Source organism: Ferrimicrobium sp. (assembly GCF_027364955.1).
Classification (GTDB): Bacteria; Actinomycetota; Acidimicrobiia; order Acidimicrobiales; family Acidimicrobiaceae; genus Ferrimicrobium.
The window spans coordinates 174,963-189,804 of record NZ_DAHXOI010000004.1; the positions used below are offsets into that span (position 1 = coordinate 174,963).

The following is a 14,842-nucleotide window of genomic DNA, read 5'->3' on the forward strand; positions in this document are numbered from 1 at the left end:
CCAAATGCAAGGCTTGCCCGATGATCACCCGATATGGGCCACCGTCGCCCTACTCGACACCGTCATCGCCAAGGGAGAGGAGGGGAGTGAAACCCAAGCCACCCTCGAGGCCACCGCCCAGCTGAACCGCCAGATGCCCACGTTCCTCGCCCGACTCGAAGAGGTCCTCGGTATAACCAACCAAACCCTCGCCTCAATCGAAGTCCGGTTAGCCAGGCTTGAAGCCCGACTGAGCGAGTAACCTTGCGACAAGTCCATCTCCCGTGTCCATCGGACGGATGACATACCAACAGTATTTGCCTAAAACTCGTTGCTACCGTTGGTGAGATGCGCTACAGTAAGACGTAGTTGCCGACCATAGGAACGGTAACTCCACAACATAGGAGGGAAAAATGAAAGTACGGAACATGGTTCGAGGGGGGGGCAGTCGTAGCCCTGAGTCTTGGACTCGTTAGTGTTGGGACTGGGATGGGATTGACGGCGAATGAATCTACCGTAGCTCAGCCGCAGCCCAGTGTGACATCTGCTTCAGGGCTAGAGCCACAGAACGAGAACTATTTTTACGAGTACCGTAACATAGAAAATGTTTACCAGGGGCAATACGCCGGTGATTGGCAAGACTGTAACTATGTTCAGCCTGAATCAATTCCAGCTAGCTATGGCTGTTCTCAAACAGTTACGGTGAGTGCAGGTTTCAGTGGGGGTACATCTGAGGTTCCGACCGAAGATATCTCGGCATTGCTCGGTTTTAGCGTAACGTGGTCATACTCTGAAGGAGCGAGCAGTAGTTTCTCTGTTGAGGTCCCTGCGGGGGGCTATGGTCCGGTCCAGGCTGGTTCCGAATACTGGCAACATTACGTAGTCGACCAATATCGTTTGTGCACGGAACAAGGTTGTGATTATTGGGCGGGGCACCAAGCAAACACTGTGCAGCGCCGCGATACCGCGACTTATCGCTATGTCGGAACCTACTAAACCAGCTGGCCCTGTCAAAGGGTCTCCCGTAGTACCTAGTCGTCACCTGTTAGAAAGCTTGCTTTTTGCTCTTTCCTCGTTGGTCATGTTCGGCGTCCTCGCGAGTTGTGGGATCTCCTCTTCGGCATCCCTCCCCAAGTTGATTCCAGCCAGCCATGATGCAGTGGTGTTTTATACTGGAACAGGCAACGGGTCCAAGACTATCGAGCTGAATCAGGTCTATCTAGCTCCCAGGAACCCGCGATACGTTCCCGGTGGGCTCCTGGGTATTAACGCGGCGTGCGTTGGAAGCGGGATCTTATCCGTCAGGGTCTCACCGGGTGGCGAGAGCGATAATCCATACTGTCACTCCAGCGGCGGTGGAGGTTTCATGGTCACCACCCCCGCAAAGCAACCCTGGCCAACGAAGATTACTATCACGGCAACGAAGGGAACGCGTTGGACAGTGGCAGTTGTGGACCCGCAGGGATCGGTTGGTGTGGCAGTCACTAATTGAGATCCAGGAAGTTGGACGCTGAGTATTCAGTATTGATAGTTGGGACCATAGGTCCAGCATATCTCTTTCCCAAATCTGTACTTTGAAACTACTCACACTACGGAACCCGGGTTTCCCTTGGATCGAAGAGAGTATGGAGTGATCCACCTCAGATGAACCACCTTGAATGTGAGAGGACCGACCATAATAGATACGGGAGGAAATCACATGAAGAGCAAGCGACATACACCAGAACAAGTCATCACAAAACTCGCCGAGGGCGACAAGATGTTGAACGAGGGCAAAACCATAGCAGAGGTTGTTCGCAGTTTCGGCATCACCGAGACTACTTGGTACCGATGGAAGAGTACGTATGGCGGAATGAAGGGTCCTGACATGAAGCGCCTGAAAGAGCTCGAGGCAGAGAACCGAAGGCTCAAGATCATGGTGGCAGACTTGACACTCGACAAGGCCATGTCAAAGGATGAAGGCTCGCGGGAAGCTTCTGACCCCGGACCGTCGGCGCAACGCTGTGAAGTTGTTGCGCCAGCGGTTCGGGGTCTCCGAGAGAAGAGCCTGTGCGGTCACCGGTCAACCACGATCCACCCAACGATTGATCCCCAAACAGCGAGAGGACAACACCGACGCTGAGATCACTGAGATCTTACGCACCTTTGCCCTCGCCAATCCTCGCCAGGGATACCGCAAGGCCTACCGGGCGGTCTTAGAAGCTGGTTACCAAGTGAACCTAAAGAGGGTTCATCGTCTGTGGAGGGAGGCGGGACTCAAGGTCCCTTTTCGCAAACGCAAGAACAAACGAGCAGGTCACGGAGTCCCAATGGGAGCTCATCACCCAATTGATGCCAATGTCACCTGGGCGATGGACTTTCAGTTCGATCAGACCCAGGACACAAAGGTGTTGAAACTCCTCAACATCATCGACGAGTACTCGAGAGAGTACCTAGCAACGCTTGTCGATCGTTCCATCGATGCCGATGGGGTCATCTCGGCCCTCGATGGGATCGTGGCCGAGCGTGGAGTGCCCGTCTACATCAGAATGGACAACGGACCAGAGTTCATCTCGCATGCTCTCTCGCACTGGGCCAACGAGATGGGGGTCACCCTTTACTTTATTGACCCAGGATCACCCTGGCAGAATGGAAAGTGTGAGTCGTTTAACTCGAGACTTCGTGACGAACTCTGCCAACGGTGAGCTCTTCACCTCGGTCGCTGAGGCCGAGCTGTTGACCAACCAATACCGCGAGACCTACAACCACACCCGAGCGCACAGCTCCCTTGGATACTTGAGTCCTCATGAGTTCTTGGCCCTCGATGTGAGAGCCCAGAGGATGGTGCTTACTCGGTCGGCCAAGTACCGGAACTTCTACGCTCACAACCACTTCCGAGTCGAAGCAGCATAGGGACCAGAGGCTAGAATGACAGGAGTCGTCTCACAAACGAAGTGGACCGGGTACGAGGGGCCTTCCAAGTAGAGATATGGGGAAAACGCTACGGACCACGCGTCTCAGAATGAGATGACCTTTCGATGCTTGGGACGACGAGTTAAGAAACGGCTCTGCTGACATCTGCCTGGATAGGTCTGACCCTTATGCCCGGTTCATTAGGGTGCCTGGGACCGGATAGTGTTCGTCCTTAACAAGAAGGGTATCATCCAGACGCTTCTCGTCTGCGGCGAGACCAGCGCAAAGACCTAAGGCCACCGGCGGTTCAGAGGGGTGGTACCACTCCAAGCAGAAGTCAGGTTGTTCGATAACGCTTCTCTCAACGTAAAACAAGCCGCCCTTCACTCATCCCCACCACGAGTAGTCCCCAGTATCTGCTGCACAATCCCATCCTCACCAAGGATGTTCTCGTGCTTGGAAAGTGACATCCAAGCCACCCTTGAGGCCACCGCCCAACTGAATCGGCAGATGCCCACGTTCCTTGCCAGAGTCGAAGAGATCCTCGGTATAACCAACCAAACCCTCGCCTCAATCGAAGTCCGGTTAGCCAGGCTTGAAGCCCGACTGAGCGAGTAATCTTGCGACAAGTCCATCTCCCGTGTCCATCGAACGGATGACATGCCAACAGTATTTGCCTAAAACTCGTTGCAACCGTTGGCGAGACGAGCTATGTTAAGCCGTAGTTGCCGACCATAGGAACGGTAACTCCACAACATAGGAAGGAAAAATGAAAGTACGGAACATCGTCCGGGGCGGAGTTGCAATAACGGCCTGTGGATTGATGGCAATGCTCGGATCAACGGCCGCGTTGTCAGCTAGTCAGAGTCCACTGATTGTGCGAAATCCTGGATTCAGCTGTTCGGTAACGGTAGCGCAGCCACACATATCGAAGTACTACCTGAGGCAGGGGCGCCTCTTCGTTGATACCCATACCTATGTCGGGTGTAGTGACTCTGCTAGCACACTTCAGGCAATTGCGACACTGTATGTACTCACCGAAGTCCCCACCGGAGATGGAGGTGTCTCTGGACAATGGGTGGCCCAAGCGCCAGGGGTTTCACAGGTCGAGACGAATGTGAGTAGCATCGTCGCCCCGCAGTCCAACTTTGATTGTGAGAACGCTCCTCTCAATACGCTCCCTTACTACGGGACCAGTGGGTACGCCTATGTCAACAACACCTACCAGGCGTCGTCGAATTCCTACCTCAACACCTACGTATCCTGTACGGGTACGACTCCGGCGCTCTGTTTGGGGGGTGCCTAACAATGTCGCTACCGTCTCAGCTTGAGCAGGTGCGAGAACGCATGTTTCATGCGTGGTCAGGGGTCGAGTCAGTGGAGATCCACTTTCTGGAGAAACACCTACCAGTCTGGTCTGCAAGTCTCAATGACCCATCGAAGGACTCTACCCAAACAGTGCGTGATATTCCCGTCTATCACTCGAGTGCGTGGTGGAAGGCTCCCGACCTGTGGCGCCTCGACGAGGAGTTACCCGAACACGGTGGGGAAGGGTTCTATAAGGCACCCCGCCACCCTCATTCTTTTGTGGTAAACGGTGATAGGTATGCATTCCGCACGGACGGCGTCATGGTTAACACCGGCACGCGTGCAGAAGCGCTAGCGCGACAGGGTGAGTGGTTCGTCCGCGGGGTCGGGGCTGGACGTCCCTACCTTTCGGCACGAGAGAATGCACAGCTGTGGTATTGGAGTGCTCCCCAACTCTGGGTCTGCAATTTCAATCTTGTACTCAACAGCGATAGTCAATACATCGATGGCATCCTTGGCGATCGCGACCACTTTGCACATGTGTTGGCCACACGAGAGAACTGGATCCATGAAGTTCCTGACCAAACCAGGCCGATGCTAGAACCCAGATGCAAACAGTGGTACGCAGGGGCAGAGTGGAATGGTGACCAGGAGGTGACCGATGATGCCACGTTTTTCCAACTGTGGGTTGATATGGAGACTGGATTTATACGGAGGATCGCCAAGGAAGAGTTGGATGGGAGGACGTGGGATCTAGCGGTTACCTCGCTTCGTATCAATGGGGCGATTTCGGCTGACGCTTTCGACCTTGGCATCTAACTAAGGGCGTCATGATAGCCAGGTTGGGCAGAACAGTGCTCCTCATAATTCTGATGGGCCTTCCAGCTCGGTGCTTGCGGCCATGACCGAGTTCAACATGCAAGCCCAACTCTTTACTATCTCGCCGGTATTCCGGAGGTAAAACCGGATCTCATAGTCAATGATCGTAGGGTTATTCCAGCACAGTCGTGGCGATGGCAGAGTTCGACTGGGCTAGGGGTGATGCGTTCGAGGGCAACAGCTGGTCAAACGGCCGGCACTCTCTCCCTGTCTTCCGGGAGCCCTTTCATCTTTTCCTTCAGCCCGTACGCACCTTCGGTGACCCTACGCGTGACAGCACTCACCTGGTCGCGTCCGAGGCAAGGAATTCCCGCTACGAACGCTTCTCTAGTATCGAGCGGCGTTGCCAGTCTGCTACGTGATCGATCCGCGAGTGGTTGTATTAGATTGGAGGGGAGATCTGTTGCTATCAAGTTGAGTGCTGCGCAGCGGTCGAGAACACGACTGCTAATCATTTCGGCGTTATGGCTTCCACCGCATTACACTCCGGGTTACAAGGTCGGTGACAACCAGGAAAGTTGGACGCTGAGGATTCAGCATTGATGACTGGGACAGTAGCTGGTTCACTATATTCTACAACTTAGAACGGCTGGGGGTCGTCAGTCCGGTCTTCTCTGCTGTTCAGCGGTGACCGCAAGGGCTTCCATAATCCAAGCTCCACCCCTAGGTCTCAGTATCGGTCCCCAGCAACTGCTGCACAACCCCCCCTTACCAGTGACCCTCTCGCGCTTGGAAAGTGAAACCCACACTGCCCTCACAGCCACCGCCCAACTGAACCGCCAGATGCTGTCCTGGCCAGACTCGAAGCCCATTCACGCGATCACCAAGGAAATTAACGAACCACTGTGATCCGACCTGGTGTACCCAATGGGGACGTTGAACATCTATGTCACACTGCCAAAGCCGAAACCACGTTGGGATCTTGGGACCGACGTTTCCTGACCAGCTCGAAGTACCCCGGCATTGCTCGTCATAACGCCGATGATTTCCTGTTCAACATTGTCTCCACGAGCAGCGAGGAGAAGATAATCGCTGATTCGGGTATCGTCCGGCGGTATGTATATTTCTGGATCGTAACCATTGGCTTGCAGCACAAAATGGGCAACAGCTAGTGCTGTTCGCTTGTTGCCCTCCGTGAATGCTTGTGACCGCGCTAATCGACTCATCAACAAGCCAGCCAACAAGATGGGATCGGAGATGTTCTCTGAAGCCTGAAGTACTCTTTCGACTCGGTCTAGATCGTCTTCATCGTCGAAAAACTCATCCGGGTCCCTGACTGAGGTATTGATGATGACAATCAGAGCCAGCGAAGGACGAATCAATGACTTTGCAAGTATTCGAGCATCCCTGCGTAGCGATTACGAAAGTCATCGAGCCACGCCTCAAAATCTTCTTGACGAAGAGTTACCTCACATGCGTTCGTATCTGACTCTACAATAACGCTAATGTCACCTGTTTGAATTGGAGCGCTAACTAGCGGCACGCGTCTACCATCGCTCTGAACTCTAGCGTTCATGTTGCTCCTCACTCCTCTTGCTTAACCACTATACTCCCCGCACATGGCCCAACTCAACAGCCAGATGCCCGCGTTCCTTGCCAGACTCGAAGAGGTCCTCGGCACAACCAACCAAACCCTCGCCTCAATTGAGACCCGCCTGTCCGGACGTGAGGCCTGACACCCGAATCCCACACGCTGATCCTCCGGTGTATCCATCCCCTCGTGTCCATTGAACGGATGACATATCAACAATCTTTGTCTAAAACTCGTTGCAACCGTAGCCGAGATGCGCTACGTTAAGGCGTAGTTGCCGACCAGGGGCGAGCTGTTTACGAAAGGAGCTTCATGAGATTGAAAGTAATCATCAAGTCGGGATCGGTCCTGTTGGGAGCTGCCTCACTCAGTAGTTTGAGTATGGGAATGGCGCTATCGGCTTCCACCCCATATCTCAGCCCGGCACGGCTTGTTGCCGCAGCCATCGGCGTAAACTATCCGATAAATGCCATCGGCGAAACCTACGGCTCTGCCGCCGGATTCACAGTAGCTCAGGAGCCGGATCTCATAGCGGCGATCGGCACAGCAAACGATGGTAGCCTTGTATCTGGCTATGTCCGCAGCTCACAACTCGATGCTGCAACGGGCTATAACGTGAACTCGCCTCTGGCGGCCATCGCTTGGATGAGCCAAACGCGAACAGACACAATTCCTCTGTATGCGCAGGACGGAGCAACCGTGCTCGGCACTTTCGCGATCGTACCCGGCCAGAACCCAAACACGAGTACCGCAGAATTGGATACGAACACGAGCTCAGGCTCCTGCGGCGACGTTTCGTATTACGGGCCGGTAAAGGGCTGGAACTATAACAACCAAAGCTGCATTGTCTTCAGCACTGGTTCGGCTGGTTCCTACGGTGACATTTCCGTCAATACAGACGAGCACGATAACGCACCTAGTGGCTACATGGGGATACTGGCGCGTGTCTTTGCGGACGATGGCGATCTCTGCGAAGAGTCGTCGTGGTACTACAACGACGGTTCGGCGGCCGGCATTGAAGATGCGGTTTACCGGCCCGCGGCAGTCTGTGGTGCTGGCTACTACTACAGCTCGGGGCTGTCTCGCGCCTATAATGGCGACGGTTACTACACCTATTCGAGCTCAGACTCACCAAACAAGTTGCTTTAGCGCGCGCTTTCATCAGCCACTCGTTGCGTTGGAGATTCAACAGACAACCCAACGTGGTCAGTTTCGCAGGAGCGGAGTCTAGTTCGGGGTTGTGTTCGCGATGGGTACTGGCGTACTGACCACAAACTTACCGATAACTGTCTTCCCGTTTGATTCGTAGACATTTAGCGCCCTCGGAGGAGCATGGTTCCCGGCGATCGCTTGGCTAGTCGTTGTGGGCGCAGGCGCGTTGAGTTGGCTGGCGTACACATACCCAGCACGACCGTTAGTCCCGATCACGGCTACGAGGTCGGGAGTGCCATTTTGGTTGATCGCACCATAGGTCTGGTGGCTTGCATTCACGCTCCATAAGGTGGTCTTGACTATCGCGTAAGTCGCCGTCAGCTGCCAGCGAGCCCCCGGGCTTGTCGAGATGGTGATGCTGTCCTGTCCAGTCGCGAGCGGGATCTGCTCGATTACTGGGCCCGGATCTGGTCCGTTACAAGCTAGCGACGCTCCGTTGGACAAGACGAACCTCCCTGCCGTAAGACAGGTAAAGTCAACCGTAACCGCGTTCGCTCCAGTTGGCCTTCTACCGAGATTCACGGTCTGGTCTCCGCTGCCGCTTCGTTGCACCGGGGTAGCGAGAGGTGTCGCGACTTCTCCTCCAGGGATTGAGAAGACCCCCGCCGCGTAGGCAATGCCACCGCCGGCTACGAGGGCGGCGAGCACTACACCGGCGCCAGTCAGCCATCGCTTCAAGCGGGCAGACGACCAGGTTGGGATGCTTGTCTGCTCGACTTGAGCGACAAGAAGCGAGCGGAGTGCGGCCGCATATGTCTCGTCCATCTGTTCCGTCACTTGTTGTCTCCCTGATCGTCTGGATCTTCGCGAAGGACCTGATCGCCTAATCGCTGCCTAAGCCTGGCACGAGCGCGATGGAGGCGTGCTCGTGTAGAAGCTTGACTCAATTCGAGCAGTTCTGCGGCCTCATTGATGGAGTAGCCTTCGAGAGCAACAAGGGCGATCAACTGCGCGTCCGTCTTTTTGAGAGCGCGTATTTCTGTACCGAGACGTGTGTCGACGCCGGCAGCCAAGGCGGCCTCAGCAACATCGGGTGCCTTTCCCTCGCGTGGGAGTCGCTCCAGCATCTGGCGGTACCGGCGAGTACCGCGCCGGGAGTTGCGGCAAAGATTCGTAGTAGTGACTAGTAGCCACGGCAGCATCGATCCGCTCACCAATCGGACCTGTGTTCGACGTCGCCAGAGCTCAAGAAATGCAGAGCCAACGACATCCTCAGCGTCCTCACGGGACTGCGTCAGCCGACATGCATGACGAAACACCCGCTCTCGATGCCTGTTGAACAACAAGCCAAACGCCTCACCGTCGCCCTCGAGACTGCAATACCACAGCGTCTCATCGCGCTCCTCCAAAATGCTCCTCGAATTGTAGTCGCGGCCAAGGTACACATCTTGTAATGTCCGCAGGGAGCGCATTTGATACGAACCAGCTCGATTCCTAGCCTCCGTACCTCAAGGCCATCGCAGTACCTGGAAGGCCCCTCGTACTCGGTCCACTTCGTTTGTGAGACGACTCCTACCATTCTAGCCTCTGGTTCCTATGCTGCATCGGCTCGGAAGTAGTTTTCGCACGTTGTAGTTCCGTTACTTGGCTGACCGAGTAAGCACCATCCGCTGGGCTCTCACATCGAGGGCTAGGAACTCATGAGGACTCAAGTAGCCAAGGGAGCTATGCGCTCGGGTGGTGTTGTAGCTCTCGCGGTATTGGTTGGTCAACAGCTCGGCCTCAGCGACCGAGGTGAAGAGTTCGATATGGTTGAGTGGGTGTTTGAGATCTTGAAGGAAATAAGTGCCATTCTCCATAATCCCTCGACAATGCTAACAAGCATCACAGACAGGCCGCGGGTTGAAATCTCGAGTAGGGGTATCTGCTAGGCGGACCTATTGACAGTTACGTGGGTGCCGGGACCCTGTAGGCAGCACGTTACCCAAGTGCGATTGGAGTATTTTAGGGTGGAAACCGCTGCGTAGAGGCTCTATACGATTTCTGAGCTCTAGGCATTGCAGGTTTCACTTTCAAGAGTAAGGGCATCATCCAGACGCTTCTCCCCTACGGCGACACCAGCGCCAGAACCCACAGGGTCATCCCCTCGACGGCGCTGAGGAGTACCACTCCAGGTGGAAGTCAAGCAGTTGGATAACGCATCCCTCAACGTGCACCCACGCGCCTTGCTCGGACCTAGCCGTACCACCAGCAGTCCCCAGCAACTGCGGCACAACCCCACCCTCACCGAAAATCTTCTCGCGCTTGGAAAGTGAAACCCACACTGCCCTCACAGCCACCGCCCAACTGAACCGCCAGATGCCCGCGTTCCTTGCCAGACTCGAAGAGGTGCTGGGCGCAATGCAGAACTCGCTCATGGCTATCGAGGCCCGTCTGGCCAGACTCGAGGCCTGACATCCGAATCCCACACGCTGATCCTCCGGTGTATCCATCTCTCGTGTCCTTCGAACGGATGACATACCAACAGTATTTGTCTAAAACCCGTTGCAACTGTAGCCGAGATGCGCTACGGTAGGGCGTAGTTGCCGACCATAGGAACGGCAACTCCAGAACATAGGAGGGAAAGATGAAAGTACGGAACATCGTTCGAGGGGGGGGTCGTGGTCGCTCTCTGCTCTGCGGGAGTTGGTCTGTTAGGCGTCGCGACGACTAGCATGTCCCTGACATCAGCCACCAACTGTGTTGGTTACACATGCACGAGCGTCGACGGTAGCGGGTTCTCAGTCACTGGAAGTAGAACTTGGTTTCAGCAGCCCTGCGGTCCTTATATCCAGGCACACGAGTGGGATGGAAACAATACGTTCAACCAATATTCGCCTAGTGAGTACATTGGGTCGGGTTGCCTGACAAGCAGCCCTGGATTTGATTTCGGAGGTTTCAATGCTGAGACCGACACTACCTTTTACGGTGACTTCTACAATGGCAGTTTCTGGGAAACAAGCGAAACAACCGCCATTGGTATCGACGGTACCTACCCCAAGGTTGTCGTCGGTCAAACCCAGAGCTCGAACTCAGTGGCTCCGACTACAACGTCATAGGGGAGACTAGTGAGTATGAGAGCACCTCATCAACTTCGCCAGATGCTCGGACTCCTAGTGCTGGCTGGAGCGGTGCTTGCCTCCTGTGGTTCGTCGTCGGCGACAACTACAGGAGGCTATGCCCCGGCGCCCCCGTCGGTCAACTCCAACCTTGCCGCACTCGCCTTTGGACCTGTGCCGTCGAACTATCACCCCCCCAAACCAAACGCGTTCCAAGAACGCATTCTTGCCCACAAGACCATAACCTACTCCGAGTACGTGGCTGCACTAGAGGCTGCTCGCTCGTGCGCAATTCAGGAGTTGCCCGGGCTCAGGTTACCTATGAGCAAGGATCCTTACGATACCGCGATTCTGGGCCTTGGGCTTAGCATTCCGAGTCAGTACACGAAGCCAGTTCCCGCAAATGCCCCCAAAGGAACCCAACCACCCGGCACCACGCACGTGCTCGAGCAGGTTGACAATTGTATGTACGGGTACGCGGCGACAGTCAACGCTCGATGGATACAACAGCAAAGCCTTTCTTCTTCCCAACTAGCCTCCGAGAAGCCGGCCTTCATTGCTTGCCTTCGGTCTGCTGGCGTTCATATTTCTTCAAACGCCAGTTACTACAAGATCCATGAAACGATCGACACTAGGGGAGCACTCGATTACCTCAACAAGGAACAGCGCAAAGAATACACGGACTGCTTTAAGACCTACTCCAAGTTCGTGAACACCCTGCCCTAGTTGTGCCCATCGGTGAGTCATCCTCTTGATGGGCGCCATTTTGGAGAGGAGGTTGAGACGGATGACAGAATAAGCGAGGTGCCAGAGTTTGACAGTTCGATCCAGTCGTATCATTGCATGGACGCTACTCACGCTTGGCATTGTGGCCCCTGTGGCTGGCACCGCTGTGGTGCTGGTAGCAGTGCCCGACAATCTTGCCTCCGTCACTCCTGCACCATCACCAATCACCTCACCGATAACCACTACGCAGGATTATCACGCACAACAGGTGCGAGCGGACCTGACTTGGTCCAAGGGGGTAGGATTAAGGGCCCCAGGGTGGCAAGGTATTGTCACCGCGCTTGACACTCGCCCCGGTGCGGTCATCACTACCGGTGACCCCATTATCTCCGTCAATGGCGTCACTCGGATTGCTCTCCATTCGGTAGAGCCATTCTACGCGCCGATTGGTCCAGGTTCGGTTGGTCCCGACGTTGCCTATTTACGAGAAGCGTTGGCACCGCTCGCTCTCGGTGACGTTGGTAGTGGTGATGTCTTTAACGCACCACTTGAAGCGGTCGTTACAAAACTTGCACAGCGCTTGGACCCTGGCGTTCCGATCGACTCTCTGGTCACCTTTGATCCGAACTGGGTACTCTTCATGCCCACCCAAAGCGTCACCGTAGCACATGTCGTAGCAACAGTTGGCCTTAGTGCGCCATCGCCAGGATCTCCCGTGATCGAAGCTGCCACGACGCTCGATCCCTTTCGTCTCGATGTCAGCTCACCTCCTGCGAGTGTCAGTGGTTACGAGCTCTTGGCATCTGGTGGAGTCTCGGTTCCGGTGGCTGCTGGTTTTCAAGTGACTGACACTCAAAGCCTCGCCAAAGTCGCCGCCGCAGTAGGAGTCAACGCTACGAGCCTGACCGGTACGCTAAGGCTGGTGAAGCCAATCGTCTTGCCGACCGTACCAAACACCGCAGTCGTCACCGGTCAAACGGGTGCCAACTGCATCTTCTCGCCACGTGGAGGGCACTTTGTTCCCCACATCGTGCATACCATCGGGGGCCCACCAGGAGAAACTGAGGTGACTGGCCTACCGCCGTCTATCAGCAAGGTCCTAGTCAACCCAGCCGCAGCACGTCCTGATCTGTCATGCCCATAACCAGTTACCCTACAGTTACCTTCTCGGGGGTCTCGTATGCCTACCCTCACACCTCGGTACCCGTCATCGATGCCATCGATCTAACGGTAGAACCTGGCGAGGTGTTGGCCCTGGTTGGGCCGAGCGGATCTGGAAAGTCCACCCTTCTCTCCATCCTCGGTCTCTTGATGAAACCCACGAAGGGTAGCGTCGAGGTTGACGGTCATGATGCCTGGAGAACGAGCAGCGCTGGCCACGAGCTAGCACGATCATTGTTCGCATGGGTGCTGCAAAATTCCGCCTGTCTCGAGAGTCGAACAGCTATCGATAACGTGGCCATCGCGCTCATGAGCGAAGGCCTATCAAGAAAGGAGTCGAACCTACTGGCGAGCGAGGCTCTTTCGAGGGTGGGACTTGGCGAGCGGCTTCACGCCAAAGCAACCGAACTCTCTGGTGGTCAACTCCAGAGAATGACGGTTGCAAGAGCCTTGGTTGGCACCAGGGCGATCATCTTGGCGGACGAGCCCACTGGCAACCTTGATCGACACAACAGCGGCATGGTCACTGAGGCCCTACTGGCTGCCAAGCTCAGCGGCCAAAGCGTCGTAGTGGCAACCCATGATCCACTCGTCGCCGCACGGTGTGATCGTCAGCTGGTATTGGCTGACGGGAGACTGGTGGTGTAGGTGCAGTCTTGGCATCCATTCGACCTCCTCGGAGAAGCCGTTCGAAATGTAACCGCGCGAACGACGACCTCCATCTTGGTGGGCCTCATTGTCGCCCTTGTGGCACTTGGGGTGTCGTCAGTCGAGTTGTTCACTGCACGATCGGTCACATCGTCCTATCAAAGGCTTATCGCCGATGGCTATACCACCGTCGAGGTCACTGCTGGAGCCGGCGGTGCCGTACTCCCAGCAAGGACCTGCACTGCTCTGAATGGTCAGCTCGGAGTCGTGGCAGCCGGAGGTGTCGGTCCCACCCACACGGTCTATGCGAACTCTGAACCAAGCCAAGGTTTCCTCGCAGCGAGCACCGTTGGTAACGCGGTCGGAGCACTCGCCACCACCTCCATACAACAGGCCTATAAACCGGGTGTTATCCTTTCTCGGTCACTTGCTACGAGTCTGGGCGACCGGAGCGGTGGTTACATCTCCATCTCTAACCACACCTACCCCATCTCACAAGTCGTTGCCCTTGGCAACCGTGACCCTGAGATGGGAGGGGTGGCACTGTTGCCCCGATCGGGTATGAAGTACGTGACAGCGTGCTTTGTCCAGTTCGCCCCTGGTGCGTATGCAACAGGTATTAGCACGTTGTTGACCCAGTTCGCCTCCGTCCCGAATTTGGCCACTCGAACACTCGTGCCTCACTCGGAGGGGGTGGCAACCCCGGGAGAACTCTGGAACACAAGGGAGTCGAGGTATCTCTTCATTGCGGGTGGGATCATCGTTGGCCTCTTCTTGTTGCTCGTGTCGCTTGCGCGGCGACATGAGCTTGCTGTCTATCTCATCTCTGGATCGACAAGAACCGCGATCGCCATCGTCAGGCTTCTCGAGCTCAATATCGTCCTCTGGTCCGGTGCTCTGGTGGCCACAGCCTGGTTCTTCTTTATCGGCGCTCTCTCTCACGCAACCTATGACGAGTACCGAGTTGGCCTCATTGCCCTCGCTCGGGTAGTCCTGGTGTCGTTATCTCTTAGCCCCCTCGGACTTGTGTGGTTGGTGCGCAACAACCTTGTCGGCCTCCTGAAGCAGCGAGCTAGCTAGGGGCGCGGTTTAGAGTCCCTCCCTAACGCGTGGATCTATGGTCGGTAGAGCCCATCGTGGTGCGCGATAGGTGAAGCGGTCTTGTGGATGTGCTCTGTATCGCTAGACGGTTATCCTCGACCCCTTGATCATCCGAGCAAATCTCACCCCGGATGAGATCGAGCGCAAAGAAGCCTCCTATCACAACGACGCGATCTCAGACTACGACATACCCCAGACAACCTCTCCCAAGAGGCTCCTCGCTGAAGCGCTCATCCTCCGCGGGGCCTATGAGTTCCGTTACAACGGCTGGATCCGCTATGGCGAGATCGTTGTGCTCTCCGGCATCGATATTCCCTCACCCTCGCTGTGTGGGCACCCTGCGAGCCGCACCGAACTCACCCTCGCG

16 protein-coding genes and 1 pseudogene are annotated in these 14,842 nt (G+C 55.7%); 13 read left to right on the forward strand and 4 right to left on the reverse strand.

From position 1 onward, the window contains the following. The 7 genes and pseudogenes from M7Q83_RS04580 to M7Q83_RS04605 all read left to right on the forward strand — a co-directional run. On the forward strand, positions 1-241 hold a 241-nt coding region (locus M7Q83_RS04580), incomplete at its 5' end, for a hypothetical protein (protein WP_298335837.1). Between the two features lie 1,437 nt (positions 242-1,678). Further along, positions 1,679-1,891, forward strand: a pseudogene (locus M7Q83_RS14200) (transposase); the annotation flags it as partial. Positions 1,892-1,934: 43 nt separating this feature from the next. After that, positions 1,935-2,663 (forward strand): IS3 family transposase, encoded by a 729-nt coding sequence (locus tag M7Q83_RS04585; RefSeq protein ID WP_298335839.1) that lies wholly within the window; start codon positions 1,935-1,937, stop codon positions 2,661-2,663. After that, positions 2,641-2,871, forward strand: a complete 231-nt coding sequence (locus M7Q83_RS04590) for an integrase core domain-containing protein (RefSeq protein ID WP_366526369.1) — start codon at positions 2,641-2,643, stop codon at positions 2,869-2,871. The genes M7Q83_RS04585 and M7Q83_RS04590 overlap by 23 nt, the downstream gene beginning before the upstream one ends. Positions 2,872-3,327: 456 nt before the next feature. After that, entirely contained in the window at positions 3,328-3,489 is a 162-nt protein-coding gene (locus M7Q83_RS04595; RefSeq protein ID WP_298335843.1) for a hypothetical protein, read from the forward strand. Positions 3,490-3,640: 151 nt separating this feature from the next. Next, complete coding sequence (locus tag M7Q83_RS04600) at positions 3,641-4,177, forward strand: hypothetical protein (protein ID WP_298335845.1); 537 nt, start codon at positions 3,641-3,643, stop codon at positions 4,175-4,177. 2 nt (positions 4,178-4,179) lie between these two features. Then, entirely contained in the window at positions 4,180-4,998 is an 819-nt protein-coding gene (locus M7Q83_RS04605) for a hypothetical protein (protein WP_298335847.1), read from the forward strand. Between the two features lie 944 nt (positions 4,999-5,942). Here M7Q83_RS04605 and M7Q83_RS04610 read toward each other — a convergent pair. Further along, entirely contained in the window at positions 5,943-6,380 is a 438-nt protein-coding gene (locus M7Q83_RS04610; protein WP_298335849.1) for a Fic family protein, read from the reverse strand. A gap of 521 nt (positions 6,381-6,901) precedes the next feature. On the opposite strand from M7Q83_RS04610, the gene M7Q83_RS04615 reads away from it, so the two are divergent. Then, positions 6,902-7,738: a hypothetical protein gene (locus M7Q83_RS04615; protein WP_298335851.1), complete on the forward strand. Its 837-nt coding sequence runs from the start codon at positions 6,902-6,904 to the stop codon at positions 7,736-7,738. A gap of 78 nt (positions 7,739-7,816) precedes the next feature. On the opposite strand, the gene M7Q83_RS04620 is transcribed toward M7Q83_RS04615, so the two are convergent. The 3 genes from M7Q83_RS04620 to M7Q83_RS04630 all read right to left on the reverse strand — a co-directional run bounded on the left by M7Q83_RS04620 (position 7,817) and on the right by M7Q83_RS04630 (position 9,600). Beyond that, a complete protein-coding gene (locus M7Q83_RS04620) occupies positions 7,817-8,566 on the reverse strand; it encodes a hypothetical protein (RefSeq protein ID WP_298335853.1) in 750 nt (249 codons plus the stop codon). An 8-nt stretch (positions 8,567-8,574) separates the two neighbouring features. Then, positions 8,575-9,150 (reverse strand): RNA polymerase sigma factor, encoded by a 576-nt coding sequence (locus M7Q83_RS04625; protein WP_298335855.1) that lies wholly within the window; start codon positions 9,148-9,150, stop codon positions 8,575-8,577. A gap of 231 nt (positions 9,151-9,381) precedes the next feature. Then, complete coding sequence (locus M7Q83_RS04630; RefSeq protein ID WP_298335858.1) at positions 9,382-9,600, reverse strand: integrase core domain-containing protein; 219 nt, start codon at positions 9,598-9,600, stop codon at positions 9,382-9,384. Between the two features lie 1,248 nt (positions 9,601-10,848). Between M7Q83_RS04630 and M7Q83_RS04635 the strand changes: the two genes are divergently transcribed. From M7Q83_RS04635 to M7Q83_RS04655, 5 genes are all read left to right on the forward strand, one after another. Next, positions 10,849-11,565, forward strand: coding sequence for a hypothetical protein (locus M7Q83_RS04635; protein WP_298335860.1), 717 nt, complete (start codon positions 10,849-10,851; stop codon positions 11,563-11,565). A gap of 88 nt (positions 11,566-11,653) precedes the next feature. Then, a complete protein-coding gene (locus M7Q83_RS04640; protein WP_298335862.1) occupies positions 11,654-12,709 on the forward strand; it encodes a hypothetical protein in 1,056 nt (351 codons plus the stop codon). Beyond that, positions 12,700-13,374 carry an ABC transporter ATP-binding protein gene (locus tag M7Q83_RS04645; RefSeq protein WP_298335864.1) on the forward strand — a complete coding sequence of 225 codons (675 nt, stop codon included), beginning with the start codon at positions 12,700-12,702 and terminating at the stop codon, positions 13,372-13,374. Before M7Q83_RS04640 ends, M7Q83_RS04645 begins: the two co-directional genes overlap by 10 nt. Next, positions 13,375-14,454, forward strand: a complete 1,080-nt coding sequence (locus tag M7Q83_RS04650; RefSeq protein ID WP_298335866.1) for a hypothetical protein — start codon at positions 13,375-13,377, stop codon at positions 14,452-14,454. Between the two features lie 124 nt (positions 14,455-14,578). Next, on the forward strand, positions 14,579-14,842 hold a 264-nt coding region (locus tag M7Q83_RS04655), incomplete at its 3' end, for a hypothetical protein (protein ID WP_298335868.1).

Excerpts from the sequence above, each read along its gene's own strand:
- M7Q83_RS04585 (WP_298335839.1), top strand. The coding sequence starts at position 1,935 with ATGAAGGCTCGCGGGAAGCTTCTGACCCCGGACCGTCGGCGCAACGCT.
- M7Q83_RS04600 (WP_298335845.1), top strand. The coding sequence starts at position 3,641 with ATGAAAGTACGGAACATCGTCCGGGGCGGAGTTGCAATAACGGCCTGT.
- M7Q83_RS04605 (WP_298335847.1), top strand. The coding sequence starts at position 4,180 with ATGTCGCTACCGTCTCAGCTTGAGCAGGTGCGAGAACGCATGTTTCAT.
- M7Q83_RS04615 (WP_298335851.1), top strand. The coding sequence starts at position 6,902 with ATGAGATTGAAAGTAATCATCAAGTCGGGATCGGTCCTGTTGGGAGCT.
- M7Q83_RS04620 (WP_298335853.1), bottom strand. The coding sequence starts at position 8,566 with ATGGACGAGACATATGCGGCCGCACTCCGCTCGCTTCTTGTCGCTCAA.
- M7Q83_RS04630 (WP_298335858.1), bottom strand. The coding sequence starts at position 9,600 with ATGGAGAATGGCACTTATTTCCTTCAAGATCTCAAACACCCACTCAAC.
- M7Q83_RS04645 (WP_298335864.1), top strand. The coding sequence starts at position 12,700 with ATGCCCATAACCAGTTACCCTACAGTTACCTTCTCGGGGGTCTCGTAT.